This window comes from Flavobacterium sp. J372 (assembly GCF_024699965.1).
In the GTDB taxonomy this organism is placed as follows: Bacteria; Bacteroidota; Bacteroidia; order Flavobacteriales; family Flavobacteriaceae; genus Flavobacterium.
The window spans coordinates 80,728-98,316 of sequence record NZ_JAJOMZ010000004.1 but is presented as its reverse complement, the minus strand read 5'-3'; the positions used below and the strand labels follow the sequence as shown (position 1 = coordinate 98,316).

At 41.9% G+C, this 17,589-nt stretch carries 21 protein-coding genes and 1 pseudogene; 15 read left to right on the top strand and 7 right to left on the bottom strand.

The window, feature by feature from the left end:
• The first annotated feature begins 17 nt into the window (after positions 1 to 17).
• Positions 18 to 311, top strand: coding sequence for a twin-arginine translocase TatA/TatE family subunit (locus tag LRS05_RS00880; protein ID WP_257866585.1), 294 nt, complete (start codon positions 18 to 20; stop codon positions 309 to 311).
• Positions 311 to 926 (top strand): annotated as a pseudogene (locus LRS05_RS00875) (phosphatase PAP2 family protein). Before LRS05_RS00880 ends, LRS05_RS00875 begins: the two are co-directional and overlap by 1 nt.
• On the opposite strand, the gene LRS05_RS00870 reads toward LRS05_RS00875, so the two are convergent.
• Positions 885 to 1,526, bottom strand: a complete 642-nt coding sequence (locus LRS05_RS00870; RefSeq protein WP_257866584.1) for an O-methyltransferase — start codon at positions 1,524 to 1,526, stop codon at positions 885 to 887. The pseudogene LRS05_RS00875 and the gene LRS05_RS00870 sit on opposite strands and share 42 nt — an antisense overlap.
• Before the next feature lie 73 nt (positions 1,527 to 1,599).
• Between LRS05_RS00870 and rlmN the strand changes: the two genes are divergently transcribed.
• From rlmN to dnaG, 10 genes are all read left to right on the top strand, one after another.
• A complete protein-coding gene (gene rlmN, locus LRS05_RS00865) occupies positions 1,600 to 2,649 on the top strand; it encodes a 23S rRNA (adenine(2503)-C(2))-methyltransferase RlmN (RefSeq protein WP_257866583.1) in 1,050 nt (349 codons plus the stop codon).
• Positions 2,642 to 2,911 carry a hypothetical protein gene (locus tag LRS05_RS00860; RefSeq protein WP_257866582.1) on the top strand — a complete coding sequence of 90 codons (270 nt, stop codon included), beginning with the start codon at positions 2,642 to 2,644 and terminating at the stop codon, positions 2,909 to 2,911. Before rlmN ends, LRS05_RS00860 begins: the two co-directional genes overlap by 8 nt.
• Positions 2,912 to 3,214: 303 nt before the next feature.
• Positions 3,215 to 4,192, top strand: coding sequence for a polyprenyl synthetase family protein (locus LRS05_RS00855; protein ID WP_257866581.1), 978 nt, complete (start codon positions 3,215 to 3,217; stop codon positions 4,190 to 4,192).
• Between the two features lie 272 nt (positions 4,193 to 4,464).
• Complete coding sequence (locus LRS05_RS00850) at positions 4,465 to 5,775, top strand: T9SS type A sorting domain-containing protein (protein ID WP_257866580.1); 1,311 nt, start codon at positions 4,465 to 4,467, stop codon at positions 5,773 to 5,775.
• A 211-nt stretch (positions 5,776 to 5,986) separates the two neighbouring features.
• Positions 5,987 to 6,547, top strand: a complete 561-nt coding sequence (locus LRS05_RS00845; RefSeq protein WP_257866579.1) for an RNA polymerase sigma factor — start codon at positions 5,987 to 5,989, stop codon at positions 6,545 to 6,547.
• Positions 6,534 to 7,247: a hypothetical protein gene (locus LRS05_RS00840; RefSeq protein WP_257866578.1), complete on the top strand. Its 714-nt coding sequence runs from the start codon at positions 6,534 to 6,536 to the stop codon at positions 7,245 to 7,247. Before LRS05_RS00845 ends, LRS05_RS00840 begins: the two co-directional genes overlap by 14 nt.
• A gap of 34 nt (positions 7,248 to 7,281) precedes the next feature.
• Complete coding sequence (locus LRS05_RS00835; RefSeq protein WP_257866577.1) at positions 7,282 to 8,322, top strand: hypothetical protein; 1,041 nt, start codon at positions 7,282 to 7,284, stop codon at positions 8,320 to 8,322.
• Positions 8,323 to 8,408: 86 nt separating this feature from the next.
• Positions 8,409 to 9,461 (top strand): arabinogalactan endo-1,4-beta-galactosidase, encoded by a 1,053-nt coding sequence (locus LRS05_RS00830; protein WP_257866576.1) that lies wholly within the window; start codon positions 8,409 to 8,411, stop codon positions 9,459 to 9,461.
• Positions 9,462 to 9,541: 80 nt separating this feature from the next.
• Positions 9,542 to 9,934, top strand: a complete 393-nt coding sequence (locus LRS05_RS00825; protein WP_257866575.1) for a hypothetical protein — start codon at positions 9,542 to 9,544, stop codon at positions 9,932 to 9,934.
• An 84-nt stretch (positions 9,935 to 10,018) separates the two neighbouring features.
• A complete protein-coding gene (gene dnaG, locus LRS05_RS00820) occupies positions 10,019 to 12,010 on the top strand; it encodes a DNA primase (RefSeq protein WP_257866574.1) in 1,992 nt (663 codons plus the stop codon).
• Positions 12,011 to 12,016: 6 nt separating this feature from the next.
• Here dnaG and LRS05_RS00815 read toward each other — a convergent pair whose 3' ends face one another.
• The gene (locus LRS05_RS00815; RefSeq protein WP_257866573.1) at positions 12,017 to 12,646 is read right to left on the bottom strand and encodes a response regulator transcription factor; all 630 of its coding nucleotides are present in this window, start codon (positions 12,644 to 12,646) and stop codon (positions 12,017 to 12,019) included.
• Between the two features lie 76 nt (positions 12,647 to 12,722).
• Complete coding sequence (gene nadE, locus LRS05_RS00810) at positions 12,723 to 13,526, bottom strand: NAD(+) synthase (protein WP_257866572.1); 804 nt, start codon at positions 13,524 to 13,526, stop codon at positions 12,723 to 12,725.
• Positions 13,527 to 13,626: 100 nt separating this feature from the next.
• Between nadE and gldB the strand changes: the two genes are divergently transcribed.
• Genes gldB through LRS05_RS00795 form a run of 3 tightly spaced genes read left to right on the top strand, consistent with a single transcriptional unit; the run spans position 13,627 to position 15,420 of the window.
• Positions 13,627 to 14,601, top strand: a complete 975-nt coding sequence (gene gldB, locus LRS05_RS00805) for a gliding motility lipoprotein GldB (protein ID WP_257866571.1) — start codon at positions 13,627 to 13,629, stop codon at positions 14,599 to 14,601.
• Positions 14,594 to 14,935, top strand: coding sequence for a gliding motility protein GldC (gldC, locus tag LRS05_RS00800; protein ID WP_257866570.1), 342 nt, complete (start codon positions 14,594 to 14,596; stop codon positions 14,933 to 14,935). Before gldB ends, gldC begins: the two co-directional genes overlap by 8 nt.
• A 2-nt stretch (positions 14,936 to 14,937) precedes the next feature.
• Positions 14,938 to 15,420 (top strand): GNAT family N-acetyltransferase, encoded by a 483-nt coding sequence (locus LRS05_RS00795; protein ID WP_257866569.1) that lies wholly within the window; start codon positions 14,938 to 14,940, stop codon positions 15,418 to 15,420.
• On the opposite strand, the gene yihA is transcribed toward LRS05_RS00795, so the two are convergent.
• The 4 genes from yihA to LRS05_RS00775 are packed head-to-tail and all read right to left on the bottom strand — an operon-like array spanning position 15,413 to position 17,442.
• On the bottom strand, positions 15,413 to 16,033 hold the full coding sequence (gene yihA, locus LRS05_RS00790) for a ribosome biogenesis GTP-binding protein YihA/YsxC (protein WP_257866568.1): 621 nt from the start codon (positions 16,031 to 16,033) through the stop codon (positions 15,413 to 15,415). The genes LRS05_RS00795 and yihA overlap by 8 nt on opposite strands.
• On the bottom strand, positions 16,023 to 16,367 hold the full coding sequence (locus LRS05_RS00785) for a DUF86 domain-containing protein (protein WP_257866567.1): 345 nt from the start codon (positions 16,365 to 16,367) through the stop codon (positions 16,023 to 16,025). Before LRS05_RS00785 ends, yihA begins: the two co-directional genes overlap by 11 nt.
• Positions 16,364 to 16,666 carry a nucleotidyltransferase family protein gene (locus LRS05_RS00780; RefSeq protein WP_257866566.1) on the bottom strand — a complete coding sequence of 101 codons (303 nt, stop codon included), beginning with the start codon at positions 16,664 to 16,666 and terminating at the stop codon, positions 16,364 to 16,366. The genes LRS05_RS00785 and LRS05_RS00780 overlap by 4 nt, the downstream gene beginning before the upstream one ends.
• Before the next feature lie 14 nt (positions 16,667 to 16,680).
• Complete coding sequence (locus LRS05_RS00775) at positions 16,681 to 17,442, bottom strand: alpha/beta fold hydrolase (RefSeq protein ID WP_257866565.1); 762 nt, start codon at positions 17,440 to 17,442, stop codon at positions 16,681 to 16,683.
• Positions 17,443 to 17,589: the final 147 nt, after the last annotated feature.

Sequence of the window (17,589 nt, the reverse complement as noted above, 5' to 3'; positions counted from 1 at the left end):
TTTTAAACGCTAGAATTATGTTCGGAATAGGTGGGGGAGAGCTTTTCTTTATAATAATAGTAGTGCTGATGCTTTTCGGGAGCGATAAAATCCCGGAAATTGCCCGTACGCTAGGCAAAGGCATGCGCCAGCTCAAAGATGCTACTAATGACATTAAAAGTGAGATACATAAAAGCGCTGATGTAGACGGGATTAAGAAAACCTTTACCGAAATAGGCAATAACGATACCGCAACATCTGTAAGCGAGGAGATTGCCAAAGTGAAAGAAGATATTGAAGATATGTCGGGCCCAATAAAAAGGCAATATTAATGCTTGAAAAGCTGCTTGAAATAGACAGGGACCTGTTTGTATGGCTCAACTCATTAGGGTCTGAAACATTCGACCCATTTTGGGAATTCATCACCAAGCAACTCAATTGGATTCCGGTTTTTGCCATCATCTTATATCTTACCTTTAAAAGGCTGGGGTGGCGCCACGCTGTGTTAATTATACTCATAATCGCGGCTCTTATCACGCTTACCGACCAAACAACTAATCTTTTTAAGAAAGGCTTTGAAAGGCTGAGGCCTGGTAATGACCCGGAGATTGCCGGCTTTATCCGCGCTGTGCAAACCCGTAACTCTTTCAGTTTCATATCGGGTCACGCATCCAACAGTATGGCCGTGGCGTTCTTTTTTATTCCATGTGCTGCGGCCGTATCTCAAGTACATGGGCTTCATATTTTTATGGCCACTTATATTTGCTTACAGCCGTATTTATCTTGGGCTGCATTATCCAGGAGATATACTTACTGGTTACTTGTGGGGAATTTTAATGGCATGTATAATGCTTTGGGTGTATCGTATTCTTCGGGATAAATTCTTCCCTAAACAAAAAGAAAACTTAGACCACCCTACTAACAGTGAGCCCATCTCTGATAGGTAGCAGTACTGTTTCCACACGCGGGTCGTTTTTCAGCAGCTGATTGTATTCCAGCAGAATCTTAGTGCTTTTATCATTGGCTTTTACCGGCTCGAGCACCTTGCCGCTCCATAGCACATTATCACTTAGTATGATACCGCCTTTGTTCATCATCGGCACAACCATATGGAAGTAATTGATGTAATTCTCCTTATCGGCATCAATAAAAACCAAGTCGAATTTCTTACCCAATGTTGGGATGATTTCCAGGGCATTGCCTAAATGCTGCGTGATCTGCCTGCTCCAGTCACTTTTATCGAAAAACTTTTTCTGGAAGTCGTAAAGCTCTTCGTTATTGTCGATGGTATCTAATGTGCCGTCTGCCTGCAATCCTTCGGCAAGACATAGGGCTGCGTAACCTGTGTAGGTGCCTATTTCAAGAATGTGTTTTGGGTTTACCAGCTTTGAAATCATACTGAGCACCCGCCCCTGGAAATGCCCGCTAAGCATACGCGGCTGCAGTATCTTCTGGTGGGTTTCTTTATTTAGCGCCGTAAGCAGGGCAGGTTCGTTTTCGCTGTGGTTTGCAGCATAATCTTCAAGCGCTTCAGATATAAAATGCATGGTATGTTTTTTGCAAATTTACGGCAATAGCAGCAACTTTTCATTACTAACCAAATAGTTGTAACTTTGCGCCATGCAAACGGAAAAAAGGGACATAAGGGCGCTGACAAAAGAACAGTTACGTGATTTTTTTGCAGCAAATGGAGATAAGGCTTTCCGCGGCGACCAGGTTTATGAATGGCTGTGGAGTAAAGGTGCGCACAGTTTTGATGATATGACCAACGTTGCCAAAAGCACCCGGCAGATGCTGGAAGACAACTTTGCCATAAACCATATAAGCGTTGACCAGATGCAGCGCAGCAGTGACGGCACCGTAAAGAACGCTGTGCGGCTGCATGACGGGCTTGTGGTGGAAAGTGTGCTGATACCTACCGAAACACGTACTACAGCCTGTGTAAGTAGCCAGGTAGGGTGCAGTCTTGACTGTAACTTTTGTGCGACAGCCAGGCTAAAACGCATGCGCAACCTCAATCCAGATGAGATTTATGACCAGGTTGTGGCTATTGATAACGAGAGCCGCCGTACACACAATCGTCCGTTAAGCAATATAGTATTTATGGGCATGGGCGAACCGCTTATGAACTACAACAATGTAATCAAGGCTATTGATAAGATCACTTCCCCGGAAGGCTTGGGGATGTCGCCCAAGCGTATTACACTAAGCACATCGGGTATTCCTAAAATGATAAAGAAGCTGGCAGATGATGGCGTAAAGTTTAAGCTGGCGGTGTCGCTGCACTCAGCTATAGATGAGGTGCGTTCATCCATTATGCCTTTTAGCGAAAACTTTCCGTTGAAAGAATTGCGCGAAGCATTGCAATACTGGTATAGTAAAACCAAGAGCCGAATTACGTATGAATATGTGGTGTGGAAAGGTATCAATGACCGGAAGGAGGATATTGATGCGCTGGTGAAGTTCTGCAGATATGTACCGTGCAAGGTAAACCTTATCGAGTATAATCCTATTGATGATGGCGAATTTCAGCAGGCCGACCCTGAGGTTATTGATGCTTATATCCGTGCTTTAGAACGTAATGATATTGTTGCGAAAGTGCGCCGCAGCCGTGGTAAAGATATTGATGCTGCATGCGGGCAGCTGGCGAATAAAGAGAGTGATGCTTAGAACCTCTCTAATAACAATACTTACGCTGATAATTACATGCTGTAATAATGTTAAGGATTTACGGAAAGATGTAAAACATGGCATGCATTATAATGAAGTTATAAATATGATAGGTAAGCCAAGTGATTCGAGCGCTTACACCAATGCCGATGGAAATTTTATACGTAAGATTAGTTATAGCGAAGTTGAAATTTTTTCTGACTATGATTTCTATGTGGTTTTCAACGAGTCTCTAAAAGTGATTGATAGAGGTTATAATTAATAAATTAAGCTGATCTTTTTTCTTTTGTCTTGAAACAAAAGAAACAAAAATTCAAGCCTGACCGGATTTAACTTAAAATCTACGTCAAGATTTTTGCCAACGCGACCCGAGCCGTTCGCTTGCTTCACCGCTCACTCGCGGATCGCTTCCCTTCTTCCGGCGCGCAATCCTATCCTTGATTTTTACGTTAAATCCAGTAAGGCGGCTAAAGCTTAACTATCGTGGCATTTTAACCTAGCAAGCTCCGCTCGAAATGGAAAAATACTACCTGTATATGCTCCTTTTTCCGTACTTTTGGGGCACATGAAAGTTGTTGAACAGATAAAGCAGCCCATAGTGCGCGAAATGGAACTTTTTGAGAAAAAGTTCCATGAGTCGATGTCATCAAAAGTGGCGCTGCTCAACAGGATAACCTATTACATAGTAAACCGCAAGGGTAAGCAAATGCGCCCTATGTTCGTGTTCCTTACCGCCAAAATGGTATCGGGAGGGATGGTGAATGAGCGTACGTATCGCGGTGCATCGGTAATAGAGCTTATCCATACAGCCACCCTTGTGCACGACGATGTGGTGGATGACAGCAACAAGCGCCGCGGTTTTTTCTCAATCAACGCTTTATGGAAAAATAAGATTGCCGTTTTGGTTGGCGATTACCTGCTGTCAAAAGGCTTACTGCTTTCCATCGACCATGGCGATTTTGACCTGCTTCGGATAATATCGGTTGCTGTACGCGAGATGAGTGAGGGTGAACTGTTGCAGATTGAAAAAGCGCGTCGTCTCGATATAACTGAAGATGTGTATTACGAAATCATCAGGCAGAAAACAGCAACACTTATTGCAGCCTGCTGCTCGCTTGGGGCGGCATCGGTTGACCCCGAAGGGCCACATGTGGAGACCATGCGTAAGTTTGGTGAATTAATTGGTATGGCCTTCCAGATAAAGGATGACCTGTTTGACTATACTGATGATGCCATAGGTAAACCGACGGGTATCGACATTAAAGAACAAAAGATGACATTACCGCTTATTTATGCACTGAATAATTGCACAGATAAAGAAAAGCGCTGGGTGATAAATTCCATCAAAAACCACAATAAAGATCGCAAACGGGTAAAAGAAGTAATACAGTTTGTAAAAGACAAAAATGGCTTGGGCTATGCCGAACAAAAGATGAAGCAGTTTCAGGTTGAAGCCCTTCAGCTTATAGAAAGCTTCCCGCCATCGGAATATAAAGATGCCCTCACATTGATGGTGAATTATGTTATAGAGCGAAAAATATGATTAATATATCGTTTTCGTAATCACGTTTTTAGTACAACAATAGTTCTGCTCTCTTTTAAATAACTATACATTACCACAACAACAACGATATAGATTGTTTAATTATAGGCTTTCTCAATACTCAACAACTTCTCAATTTATTAGAGATTTCGTATTTATTTGTACAAAAAATTATGGTATTATTTTTTGTATAGTATTTGTATTGCCCCGGTGATTATTTTGATGTAATAAAATTCGTAACATAGCTTACCGAAACATTAAAACAATCACTCATGAAAAAACTTTACTATTCATTATTATCAATAATTGCCTTTTCAGGTGCAGCCATTGCACAACAGGCAATTGACTTTGAACCGGGAGGCGCCGGGGCAAATTATGTATGGAATGTATTTGAAAATGCTACCAACCCTGCACTTGAGGTGGTTGCCAACCCTTTCCCGGGTGGTATCAATACATCTGCCAACGTAGCAAAATTTACAGCACTGCAAGCGGGTATGCCATGGGCAGGAACAGAAATAAACCATGAAAATGGGATGCCCGACTGGGTTCTGACCAACAGCAATGCGCAGATTAAAATTATGGTTTACAAAACCGTAATCAGTCCGGTGAAGATTAAGCTTGTGACGCCTACCGGAGATGCACTTCCGGAGAAATCAGTTACAAACACGCTGGTAAACCAATGGGAACAGCTTACCTTCAACTTCGCTGATTATGTAGGCGCCCTTAGCCCGTATGACCAGATAGTTGTTTTTCCTGACTTTGGTACGGGCCCGCGCACTCAGGACAATGTGGTTTATTTTGACAACATTACATTTGGTGCCGCGCCGCCACCGCCGGCTCCGCTAACTGCTGCGCCAACACCAACAGCACCGTCATCACAGGTTATCTCGCTTTTCAGCGATGCATATGCCGGCATTAACATGAGTACATGGCTTACAGTTTGGTCTCAGGCGGCACATGCTGAAGTGCAGATACAAGGCAACCTGACTAAGAAATACTCGTCTCTTAATTTTGCAGGGATAGAGCCTGCCGCTAATATCAATGCCACAAATATGAACTATTTCAATTTTGATGTATGGTCGGCAGATTTTACCCAACTGCGAATCAAGCTGGTTGACTTTGGCCCGAATGGCGCTTACCAGGGTGGGGATGACAGCGAGCATGAAATAACGTATGCAACACCGCCTGTAGGCGAATGGCTTCATTACAGCATACCTATGACTGATTTTGTAAATATGACTGCAAGAGCAAACATCCAGCAAATTATTTTCTCGACAAATAATGCAGGTACTGTTTTTATGGATAACATTTATTTCAGTACTGATTCAACCGCAGGTACAAGCGACTTCGCAAATGTAAAAACTTCCCTGTATCCCAATCCTGTTAAAGAAGTGTTAACAATTAAATCAGGTTCGTCAATAGATGAGATAACGGTGTACAATACACTTGGGCAGCAGGTTTTGAAGGCCAGCCCGAAAGTTACCGAAGCAGCTGTTAACGTAAGTAACCTGCAAAGCGGTATATATGTTATTAATACTGTTGTTAACGGTAATTCATCAACACAGAAATTCATCAAAGAGTAGTTTTTCATATTTTAGGGGAGAAGCTGCCTGAAAGGGCAGCTTTTTTTATTTATGTAAGAACCTTGTTTTCAATAAGATATTAAATAATTGATACTTTTGTGTAAATTTTTTTGATGGCCATGCAACCATTTTTGGAAACGGCTCGTCTATGTATTTAGAAGTCCGGCTGAAAGCGGTGAGACGAACAGGCCACTAACCAATAAGACTTGTTTTGAAAGTAATAGCATTACACCAGGAAGAAAAAGATATCATAAGGCTGGCCGCCGAAAGCAACCGGCATGCCCAGCAGAAGATATACTCAAAGTATTCGCCTAAGATGCTGAGTATTTGCAGGCAATATATAAAAGACCTGCACCAGGCTGAAGACATAATGATTACAGCATTTATGAAAGTCTTTACCAACCTGAAAGCATTTGAGCACAAGGGCAGTTTTGAAGGTTGGATACGGCGGATAATGGTAAATGAATGTATTTCATACATCAGGGTGCAGAAGAAGGTCGGGTTTCTGGAAGATGAGTTTTATGTAGAAGATACGTTCAATAACATTGAAAGCCACTTTTCGGTAGAAGACATACAAACGCTGATAGACAGCCTGCCGGACGGATATAAAATGGTTTTTAACCTTTATGCGATAGAAGGTTTTAAGCACCAGGAAATTGCAAAAATGCTGGGGATTAGTGAAGGGACATCAAAATCTCAATTATCGCATGCAAGGAAAATGCTGCAGGAGCAGATTAACAAACAAAAAAATTACGTAAATGGAACCGAATAAGTTTGATGATATAGTTAGGGAAAAGCTTGAAAAGCGCACTATACAGCCACGGGAAATGGCGTGGGACAGGCTTGATGCGATGCTTTCGGTTGCTGAAGAAAAAACTGCAAAACCAAAGAAAAGCAAGAGGGCATGGATGTATATTGCTGCTAGTTTTTTGGGGTTCCTTTTGCTGGGGACGATTTTCCTGAAGCAGGGAGATAATAATGACGCTACTGAAGTAAAAAGTACTGACGTACAGGTAGCTACAGCAACAGAGGAGCCATTGATGCAAGAAGCTGCTAAAACCGAAACAGAGTCTGCAGTAGTAAACCAGGCTATAAATGCTAAAGAAGAGGCAGTGGCTGTAACAACTGCATCTGAAACCAAAACCGGAACTGCTGCACCAAATGTCCTTCAAAAAAAACATAAGCCAGCAGTAGCAGTACAGTACCCGGTAAATATTGAAGGAGCTGTTGCTCAAGCCACTAAAAATGAAATTATTGTAGAGAAACCGGTAGCCAACGAAGCCGAAATACTGCTTGCAGCCGCCGCTGATACTGATGAAGCTAAAAAGCCTGCTGTAAAGGTTAATGCTAAATCATTGCTTTCATCTGTTGAGGGTGAACTTGACAGCAGCTTCAGGAATAAGGCTATGCAGGCCATTGTAAAAAATTACAACACCGTAAAAACATCTGTAGCAAACAGAAACCATAAGTAACAATCATTAATTACATATTTAAATCATCAAGAACATGAAAACGATTACTTTTTATGTAGCGGCACTGCTATGCCTTGCAGCTACCAAACTTAAAGCACAGGAAACATTCAGCGAAAGGGTAGATGCCATTTCTAAAAACATGGAAACCATAACCAAAACACAGAAAGATTCGCTTAAAATTGAGGTTGAACAGGTAAACCAGCAACTCTCAGCCGGAACAATTACTGCCGCACAAGCTGAAACGAGAAAACAGCAACTTGCCGACATGCGCGCTAAAAAAATTGAAGATGGCTTAAATGCTGAACAGGCTAAACTTGAACAGCTTATAAACGATAAAGTTGAAGGCAAGCTGCCGAAAGAAAATGACAAATTTGTTTTCTCTTTTAAGAAGGGCGATAAGAAAGAGAATGAAAATGATACACTAAAGCAATACAGCTACAAGAGAACAACATCACAATTTGTTTTCGCACTAGGGTTGAACCGATTGGTAGTTGACGATAAGATTGACCATGATAACTTTAAAGACAGGTCTGATTTTTATGAGTGGGGTATCAGTTTTAATACAAGGATGCTTAAAAACAATAACTTACTGCATATCAAGTACGGGCTATCATTACAATATAACAACCTGCGCCCTGAAAACAACCGTAAGTTTGTAACAACACCTGATGGGCAGACAACACTTGCAGACTCAGGCCTTGATCTTAAAGTTAGCCGTTTCCGTTACGTAAACCTTGTTGTACCGGTGCACCTTGAGTTTGATTTTACACCGAAGAAAGTTAACGGTGATGTTACTTACTTCCCTTCGCACAAAAGCCTTCGTATTGGTTTTGGCGGTTATGCAGGGATAAACGTAAAAGAGAAGCAAATACTGAAGTATACTCAGGATGACCACAAAGTGAAGCATAAAGAAAAAGGTGATTTCAATGTGAATGACTTTACATACGGGCTTAGCGCTTACATAGGTTTTGGTGAGGTAGCGCTATATGCCAAGTATGACCTGCAGCCGGTATTTGCAAACAATACTGTTGATGCACAAAACCTTTCAATGGGTGTAAGATTCGATTTCAATTAATTACGTTAGGGTTAGTTTTGTACTTTTTGAGAGAAGGCGCTCCGGTTGGGGCGCCTTTTTTAATACCTTGTCATCAAAAGATAATTATGAAACAAATTGCGTTGTATTTGTTTTTCGCTATAATAATTTCGTGCACAGGTACGGAAGTTGAGAATATAGGTACATATTTTCCAGAGTACATTATAGCTGCAGATGGCTCTTTTATATCGCAGGTGCGTACATCAGGAGTTATTGTCAAGAACGCGGCCGGGCAACCGGAAGATATGCTTACAACGCTTAAAAATGCAGGGGTAAATACCATACGCCTGCGCCTGTTTAAAAACCCGGCTGACGGGCATTCAGGCTTTAATGAAGTAAAGACTTTCGCCGAAGAAATAAGAAACAAGGGAATGAAAGTATGGCTCACGGTGCATTACAGTGACACTTGGGCAGATCCCGCGCATCAGGAAAAGCCTGCAGAGTGGTCGGGGCAAAGCTATGCACAGCTTAAAGCAAGTGTTTACAACTATACAAAACAAATTGTTACAGGGATTGGTCCGGACTATATTCAAATCGGCAATGAGATAAACGCAGGGTTCCTGTTTCCTGAAGGAGCTTATGCTAATATGGAACAACTTAAAGGCCTTTTGGCAGAAGGCTGCCGTGCGGTAAGGGAAAATTCAGATGCGGTGATTATGCTCCATTATGCAGGGTATGAAGGGGCTGCGAGTTTCTACAGCAATTTTATTGATTTAGACTACGATCTTATTGGTTTGTCTTATTACCCTATGTGGCACGGCAAAAACCTGAACCAGTTACAGGCAAATATGCAGGCACTGTTTCTTGCCCATAGTAAACCTGTTGTAATTGCCGAAACATCATACCCATTTACGTTTGGGTATAATGACTTTACAAACAACATTATTGGCAGCCAGGACCAGATATTGCCGCAATACCCCGCAACCCCTGAGGGACAGGCAGCTTATCTGGCTAAGATTAAAGAAATATCTGTGGAATATGGCCTTGGCTTTTGTTATTGGGGAGGTGAGTGGATTTCCTTCAACGGCCCTGAAGCTACAAATGGTTCTGCATATGAGAATCAGGCGCTATGGGATTTTGATGCAAAAGCACTCCCGGCTATGAGTGTTTTTAGAAATTAACTATTTAATTATCATAGTGTAATGTTAATCCGTTTCAGGATTTCAGGCGCGCTTGCTAATTTTAAATAAAAATTGCCGCCATGGATAATTACACTGTAACTTTTAAGTATGACGGGGACTTTGACCTGCCTAACGACCCGGGAAAGCGTGACAAATCTGTACCGGGAATGGTGCTTCAAAAGCTCGAGGCCCACGAGTTTGAACTCATAGATTTTAACCTGACGGAGAATTACCAGGAAGACTATGCCGAAACCTACATAAGCGACCCTTACCTGCACAGGTGCATACTGGAGATTAAGACTAACCTTACCCGGAAAGACCTGCAGTCGCGTGAGGCAATATATGAACGTTGCCTTATTGAAATGAAGGAAAACCACCTGAAGCTTTGCAAAGCTTACGAAAATGAGAATGCAAAACTGGGTATGCTGCAAAGCATAATCTGTTTTGAAGTTGATGGTAAAAAAGCGGCTTAATTTACATATGTGTGAACTTTCAAAGTTCGTAAGGCCTAATGTATGTAAACTTTGTAACTTTGACACTTTGAAACTTGATCCAAAGTGATATCTAAAGCTACAATTGATACCGTATTTGAAACCGCCCGTGTTGAGGAGGTTATCGGTGATTTTGTGCAATTGAAACGTGCGGGCAGCAACCTCAAAGGCCTTAGCCCCTTCAGTAATGAAAAGTCGCCCTCGTTCATGGTATCTCCTGTAAAACAGATTTGGAAAGATTTTAGTTCCGGGAAAGGCGGAAATGCTGTAGCATTCCTTATGGAACATGAGCATTTTACTTATCCTGAAGCCATACGCTATCTTGCCAAAAAATATAACATAGAGATTGAGGAGACCCAGCAAACCGACCAGGACCGTGAACAGGCCGATGAGCGCGAAAGCATGTACCTGGTGTCTGAATTTGCACAAAAGTATTTCCACAATACATTGCTAAATACTGATGAAGGCCGTGCTATTGGCTACTCGTATTTCAAAGAGCGTGGCTTTACAGGTGAAACAATAAAGAAGTTTGGGCTGGGCTATTCACCTGAAGTTTGGGACGCATTTACTGCGGAAGCTTTAGGAAAAGGGTATAAGGCTGAATATCTTGAGAAAACCGGGTTGTCTATCCTGCGTGAAGATGGCAGGCATATTGACCGTTTCCGGGGCAGGGTGATGTTTCCCATCCAAAGCATGTCGGGCAGAGTATTAGGCTTTGGTGGGAGGATTCTTGGTAATGATAAGAAAGTTGCCAAATACCTTAATTCCCCTGAAAGCGATATCTACCACAAAAGCAAAGTGCTGTACGGTATTTATCACGCTAAGCAGGCTATTGCTAAACAGGATAACTGCTATTTAGTAGAGGGCTATACAGATGTGATACAGCTGCACCAGGCAGGTGTGGAGAACGTGGTGGCATCATCAGGGACAGCATTAACACCCGACCAGATTAGGCTTATCAACCGCCTTACCAAAAACATCACCGTACTTTTTGATGGTGACGCAGCAGGTTTACGCGCTGCTATACGTGGTATCGACCTTATTCTGGAAGAAGGAATGAACGTAAAGGTATGCACTTTCCCGGAAGGCGAAGATCCTGACAGTTTTGCGAAGAATAATACCTATGAAGCGCTTGTAAACCACCTGGAGAATAATGCCAAAGACTTTATCCAGTTCAAAGCATCATTACTTATGGACGAAGCAGCAAACGACCCTGTAAAAAAAGCAGGGCTCATACGTGATATGGTTACCAGTATTGGTAAGATACCAGACCGTATCCAGCGGGAAATTTATATACAGGAAGTTGCCAGGATCATGGATATTTCCGAGCAGGTATTGTCAAGTACACTGGCGCAGCTGGTGCAGAAAGATTTGGCCGATGCTGGTAAGAAGTTTAAGGAAGAACAGAGGGAAAAGGCTTTTGATGTTGTAAAGAGTGAGTCACAGCAAACAGCTGCAAAAGTTGATGTGCTGTACGAGCTTGAGCGAAAAATTATTGAAATACTTTTGCTTTACGGCGGGGAAACAGAAGAGTTTGAAGATATTTTGCTTAAGGCAGATGAAGACGGTGAGCTGAAACAAGTAACCGAAAAAAAGGAATATAAGGTCTATGAGCGCATTTTCTTAAGTCTGCAGGAAGATGAGACTGAATTGGCCAATCCTCTCTTTAAAGCTATATATGAAAGCCTGATAGCCTATTACCAGGCTAACGAGAAGTTTGAAACAGAGCAATACCTCATGCACCTTGAGCCTGAACTTGCCCGTGAAGTTACCGATATTTTAATGGAAGAAGAACGTGAACTGCTGCACAACTGGGAAGGCCAGCAAATCATTGTAAAACAAAAAGGCCAAACCATAGCACAATACGTACAGGAAACCATACTTACGCTGCGTTGGTACCTAGTTGACAGCATCATTAATGAGCTGCGTAACAGCCTTGCCAATACCAAACCTGAAGATGATAATACCGAAACCCTCTCTATGGCAATGGATTACCAAAAGCTGGTTAATTCGTTTTCTGTAAGATTAGGCAGGGTAATGTCGCGTTATAGCTCGTAGCTGATTTTAAACAATATCAAGTGTTTTCGCCTTATTCACCAAATCTACAAGGTTAGTTACATGCAGTTTCGTAAGCAGGCGCAGCTTGTAGGTGCTTATTGTTTTTTCGTTCAGGTCAAGCAACTTCGCAATTTCCTTATTTTTTTTGCCTTCGCTGAGGTAGCGCAGCACCTCAATTTCGCGCGATGACAGCTTGCGGTACAGCCTTTCCGACTTTTTGCCTTTATTAAGCAGCGCAAGGTTTTTCTTCACGGCATCGCTAAAAATGATTTCGCCCTCATTTACTTTTTTAATGGCAGCTTCAAGGTCTTCCATCTTAGCGCTTTTATGCAGGTATGCAGATACGCCTGCTTTTAATGCATTTGGCGCATAAATCTGTTCGGCAAGGTTGGTGAAAATTATTATTCTGGTATCAGGAAATTCTTTTACAAGCGATTTTACAGCGCTGATGCTGGTGAGGCCTTCAAGCTCAAGGTCAACCACAGCGGCATCAACCGTTTTCTTTGAAAGCACGTCAATCAGGCTGTCAAGATTATTTACAACACCAACAAAACTTATTTCCGCATTCTCTTTAAAGTAGGTCTTCATGCCGTAGTGCACTACCGGATGATTATCTGCCAGACATAGTTTAATCATGATTGCAATTTTTAATTAAAACTTATATAGTAAAGTTACCTAATTATTATCTTAAAGTATTGTGAATGAAAGAATTTTATGTCAAATTTAAGGGAATCTCACATACAGGTATCGGCTGCATCTTATGCTGGTTTATAGTGTTGAGCCTTTTGTATATTTTAAAAACTTCCTGTTGTCTTCCTGCAAATTCATTTTCGTCTTTACCTGCTTCCATCTGTTCCATAGCCCATTCCAGCTCATCATAGCTTGCACCCAGCTGGTCTTCATCACTGCGGTCATCACCAAATAAACCGTCAGTAGGCTTAGCCTGCACAATGCTGTCAGGCACCATAAGGTATTTTGCCAGTTCGCGCACCTGGCTTTTCTTCAGGTCGGCAATCGGGCTCAGGTCAACCCCGCCATCACCATATTTAGTAAAAAATCCCACACCAAAATCTTCCACCTTATTGCCTGTACCTGCTACAAGCGCCTGGTGCAGCCCGGCAAAGTAATACAGTGTAGTCATCCTTAGCCTTGCACGGGTATTAGCCAGCGTAAGGTCAAGGCGTGCTTTATCGTCACCTTCAGGCACATGATGTTTAAAAGTATCAAAAACAGGGGTAAGGTCGGCCCGGGCATCGCTTACATTGCTGAAGCGCTTTTTTAGTGCTGTAATATGTTCCTGTGCGCGCGTTACGTGGCTCGGCGCCTGGTGTATGGGCATTTCAATGCAAAGGGTTGGCATCCCTGTAAGCGCACAAAGCGTTGAGGTTACGGCAGAATCTATCCCGCCTGAGATGCCTACAACAAATCCTTTCACTTTAGCGTTCTCTGCATAGCTTCGCAGCCAGTCAACAATATGTTTGGTTATTTCTTCTGCTTTAAAAGTAGTAGTTGGCATAAACTTATTTTGTTTGGTTGGGGTGGCGTATATTTGCACCAAAATAATTTTTAAAGTTAGACATATTAATTCGGGATTTTTCTTAATAAAATTTTAAATTATGAAGAAGTTTTTTCTTTTGGCTTTTGTACTAATAATGGCAGCATCATGTAAAGACGAGAAAGAGAAAGTAGAAGAAAAAGTAGCTGCCGTAAAAGTTGGTAAAATTGACATAGAGCGTTTTGATAAAGAATTTTACGAAAGCAACCCAAATGATATAAGCGCTGTAAAGCAAAAATATCCTTTCTTTTTCCCGGCCGGCAATCCTGACGCGGTTTGGACTGACAAAATTAAAGACCCTTTGCTTCAGGAGCTTCATCAGGAAGTAGAAAAGAAATTCCCGAATACTACGGCATTACAAGAAGATTTTTATTCACTTTTCCAGCATATAAAATATTACTATCCTGATTTCCGTACGCCAAAAGTCATTACGCTGATTTCGGAAATGGATTATGAATCTAAGGTTATCTATGCCGATTCGCTTATGCTGGTATCGCTTGACCTCTACCTTGGTAAAGGCCACAGGTTTTACGAATTCCCGACTTACCAGAAACAGAACTTTGAACCGAGGCAGATTATGCCTGATGCAGCAAAAGCTTTTGCTGAAACTAAAATACCGCCTGTACGCGACCGTGACCTGCTGAGCCAGATGATATACTATGGCAAACAGCTATATATGAAAGACCTGCTGATACCTGATTATACTGATGCTGAAAAAATGGGCTATACCGAAGAGCAGCAGAAGTGGGCCGAGGCCAACGAGGAAGAAATATGGCGCTATTTTGTAGAGAACAAAATACTGTATGATACCGACTCAAAATTGCCGGGCCGCTTTATAAACCCGGCGCCGTTCTCTAAATTTTACCTGGAGATAGATAATGAATCGCCCGGCAGGATTGGGCAGTGGATTGGCTGGCATATTGTACGGGCCTACGCCCAAAACCATAAAGATGTACCTTTGCAGCAATTGCTGATGATGGACGCGAAGACCATCTTTGAAAACTCTAAATACAAACCAAAAAAGACGAATGGCTAAGACAAACTTAAAATCTGAAATAAACTTTCTTGTTGAACTTGATGAAAACCGCGTACCGGAAAAATTGTGGTGGACTGCCCGTGACGGCGGCGTGGTAAACCAGGAGACCAAAGCCGTGATGCTATCCGTATGGGACAGCAAGCCACAGGAAAGCATGCGTATTGACCTGTGGACGAAAGATATGCCGGTTGATGAGATGAAAACCTTCTTCCACCAGACATTGGTATCTATGAGCGATACCTATGAGCGTGCTACCGGCGACAAAAAGATGGCTGACACTATGAAAGATTTCTGCGATTACTTTGCAGAAAAGCTGGAGCTGAAGCAGAAGTAATCATGAGCGATGTTGTTTTGCGCCGGTATCGTGCTGAAGATCTGTATGCCTTGATAGAATTATTTCGTGGAACGGTACATGCTATCAATGCGAAAGATTATACACAGGCACAGCTAGATGCCTGGGCACCTGTAGATATTGATGCGGAGCGCTGGGGTCCCAAACTTCTGCAACATTACACTATAGTTGCCGAAATGGATGGTGTATTATGCGGCTTTGCCGATATAGATGGCACGGGATATTTTGACCATCTTTTTGTGCATAAAGATTATCAGGGCAGGGGTATAGCTAAGGAATTGGTAAAAGCTGTCGAAGCTTTTGCGACTCAGTCAGAAGTCAAAACAATCACGGTAAATGTTTCAATTACCGCTAGGCCTTTTTTTCTTAAGCAAGGATACGAATTAGTTAAACAGCAGGAAGTGGAGTATAATGGCCAGCGCTTTACCAACTACGCCATGAAGAAACAAGTCACGGTGATTAAATAAAATCCTGGTTATCAAAAATTCCCTGGTTCACTTCATCAATATAAGCTAATAAGGCATCGCGGCCTGTACCGTCTTCTGATGAGGTGATGAAGTACTGTGGCATATCTTCCCAGTTATTGGCTAAGAGCGCTTTTTTATAAGCGGCAACGTGCTGCTCGGCACGTCCGCGGCTTATTTTGTCGGCTTTGGTAAATACAATGCAGAACGGCACTTCAGTTTCGCCAAGGTAAGTAATGAACTCCAGGTCAATTTTCTGGGCTTCGTGCCTGATATCGATAAGCACGAAAGCACAAACCAGCTGCTCGCGCCTTTCGAAATAGTCGGTGATGAACTTTTGGAATGTTTCCTTGGTTTTCTTTGATACCCGTGCATAACCATATCCCGGTAAGTCTACCAAAAACCAATTGCTGTTTATCTTGAAATGATTGATAAGCTGTGTTTTACCGGGCTTTCCCGATGTTTTTGCAAGGCTTTTATGGTTCGTCAGCATATTGATAAGCGATGACTTACCAACATTTGACCTGCCGATAAAAGCATACTCCGGCAAACGCTCAGCAGGGCATTTGCTCACATCAGAATTGCTAATTACAAACTCGGCAGTATTAATTTTCATCGGATAACAGTTTTTCAACTTCAGATTTAAGAACAGGAATATCTTTCATTATAACTTTCCATATCAGGATATCATCAATGTTGTCATAAGCATGAATGACTTTATTTCGAAGGTCAACAATCAGCCTTGAATAAGATATGGAAATTGAAGGATTAATTTTCAAGAGTTTTGTCATGGCTTCGCCAATTATCTCAAGCTCACGTTCAACAGCCCTGCGTTTTGTTTTATTTGAAAGATACTCTTCAAACACACGCTTCGATTCAAGATGCTCGTCAATAGAGTTTACTGCATTAAGAATATCAATGAGTAATTTTTTTTCTTGGAGCGTGCTCATAGTAATGCAATTTTACTTTGATTTATGCTTTCAATCAAAAAAGGATTTTTTAATGTCTTTTCAGCTACAAGTTCTACATCACGCTCTAAAAGTGTTTGAAGCTCATGTAATAAACCAAAGTAATTATTTGCATAAACCTCGTAATCAATGTTTTCGGGAAAACTGAATAGAAAATCTACATCGCTTTTTTCATTGAATTTTCCTGTTGCAGCACTGCCAAACAAATATGCCCTTTCAGCCTGATACTTTCTGAAAAGTTCTTTTATCTGGGGTAGTTTATTTGCAACAACATTAACCATTTAATTAATTTTAATTACAATCCGGTTTTCTTCAGCCATTCATGCATCAGGCGGTTAAACTCATCAGGGTGCTCCATCATGGCAGCGTGGCCGCACTTGTAAATCCAATACAATGTTGAGTTTGGCAGCAACGTGTGGAATTCCTCGGCTACTTCCGGCGGCGTTACGTTATCATTCTTACCCCAGATTATACCTGTTGGCACATGCATTTTCGGCAAATCCTTCGCCATGTTGTGGCGTATGGCGCTCTTTGCAATAGTCAGTGTTTTAATCAGCTTTATCCTGTCATTCGCCACCGCATATACTTCATCAACAATTTCTTTTGTTGCAACAGCCGGGTCATAAAATACATCCTGCGCTTTTTTCCGGATATAGTCATAATCGCCGCGGCGCGGATAACTGTCACCCATAGCGCTCTCGTAAAGACCTGAGCTTCCCGTAATTACAAGGCCAAGCATTTTTTCAGGGTACATTTTTGTGTGGTACAGCGCTATATGGCCTCCCAAAGAATTGCCCAGCAATATCACCCTGTCAAAACCTTTATAGGTAATGAAATCTTTAACCCACTTTGCAAAAGCCTTCACATTGGTTTTCAATATACTTTGGGTGTAAATCGGCAATTCGGGAATCACCACTTTATATCCATGCTGCGGAAAATAATTGGCAACGCCGTCAAAATTACTCAGACCTCCCATAAGGCCGTGAAGGATGATTATGGGTGTGCCTTCTCCGGCTTCAAAATAACTGTACTTTCCTTCCTTGTGTGTGCTTTGCATATATAGGGCAACTATTCAATATCGGCAAATATATGATTTTAAAATTTCAAAACTTCAGAGTTTTTGATTGTTTAAATTTTCCTGTTAAAGCTGTGTTAATTTCGGACCTGTACCTTTCCTAACCATCTAAAATGGAAAAACTTATCA

What these genes read in the sequence shown, in the direction of transcription:
- gldC (WP_257866570.1), top strand. Translation starts at nt 14,594, where the DNA reads ATGGCTAAGACAAACTTAAAATCTGAAATAAACTTTCTTGTTGAACTT.
- LRS05_RS00835 (WP_257866577.1), top strand. Translation starts at nt 7,282, where the DNA reads ATGAAAACGATTACTTTTTATGTAGCGGCACTGCTATGCCTTGCAGCT.
- LRS05_RS00855 (WP_257866581.1), top strand. Translation starts at nt 3,215, where the DNA reads ATGAAAGTTGTTGAACAGATAAAGCAGCCCATAGTGCGCGAAATGGAA.
- LRS05_RS00880 (WP_257866585.1), top strand. Translation starts at nt 18, where the DNA reads ATGTTCGGAATAGGTGGGGGAGAGCTTTTCTTTATAATAATAGTAGTG.
- nadE (WP_257866572.1), bottom strand. Translation starts at nt 13,526, where the DNA reads ATGCCAACTACTACTTTTAAAGCAGAAGAAATAACCAAACATATTGTT.
- rlmN (WP_257866583.1), top strand. Translation starts at nt 1,600, where the DNA reads ATGCAAACGGAAAAAAGGGACATAAGGGCGCTGACAAAAGAACAGTTA.
- LRS05_RS00815 (WP_257866573.1), bottom strand. Translation starts at nt 12,646, where the DNA reads ATGATTAAACTATGTCTGGCAGATAATCATCCGGTAGTGCACTACGGC.
- gldB (WP_257866571.1), top strand. Translation starts at nt 13,627, where the DNA reads ATGAAGAAGTTTTTTCTTTTGGCTTTTGTACTAATAATGGCAGCATCA.
- LRS05_RS00830 (WP_257866576.1), top strand. Translation starts at nt 8,409, where the DNA reads ATGAAACAAATTGCGTTGTATTTGTTTTTCGCTATAATAATTTCGTGC.
- LRS05_RS00780 (WP_257866566.1), bottom strand. Translation starts at nt 16,666, where the DNA reads ATGGTTAATGTTGTTGCAAATAAACTACCCCAGATAAAAGAACTTTTC.
- LRS05_RS00850 (WP_257866580.1), top strand. Translation starts at nt 4,465, where the DNA reads ATGAAAAAACTTTACTATTCATTATTATCAATAATTGCCTTTTCAGGT.
- LRS05_RS00785 (WP_257866567.1), bottom strand. Translation starts at nt 16,367, where the DNA reads ATGAGCACGCTCCAAGAAAAAAAATTACTCATTGATATTCTTAATGCA.
- LRS05_RS00795 (WP_257866569.1), top strand. Translation starts at nt 14,938, where the DNA reads ATGAGCGATGTTGTTTTGCGCCGGTATCGTGCTGAAGATCTGTATGCC.
- LRS05_RS00870 (WP_257866584.1), bottom strand. Translation starts at nt 1,526, where the DNA reads ATGCATTTTATATCTGAAGCGCTTGAAGATTATGCTGCAAACCACAGC.
- yihA (WP_257866568.1), bottom strand. Translation starts at nt 16,033, where the DNA reads ATGAAAATTAATACTGCCGAGTTTGTAATTAGCAATTCTGATGTGAGC.
- LRS05_RS00825 (WP_257866575.1), top strand. Translation starts at nt 9,542, where the DNA reads ATGGATAATTACACTGTAACTTTTAAGTATGACGGGGACTTTGACCTG.
- LRS05_RS00775 (WP_257866565.1), bottom strand. Translation starts at nt 17,442, where the DNA reads ATGCAAAGCACACACAAGGAAGGAAAGTACAGTTATTTTGAAGCCGGA.
- LRS05_RS00860 (WP_257866582.1), top strand. Translation starts at nt 2,642, where the DNA reads ATGCTTAGAACCTCTCTAATAACAATACTTACGCTGATAATTACATGC.
- LRS05_RS00840 (WP_257866578.1), top strand. Translation starts at nt 6,534, where the DNA reads ATGGAACCGAATAAGTTTGATGATATAGTTAGGGAAAAGCTTGAAAAG.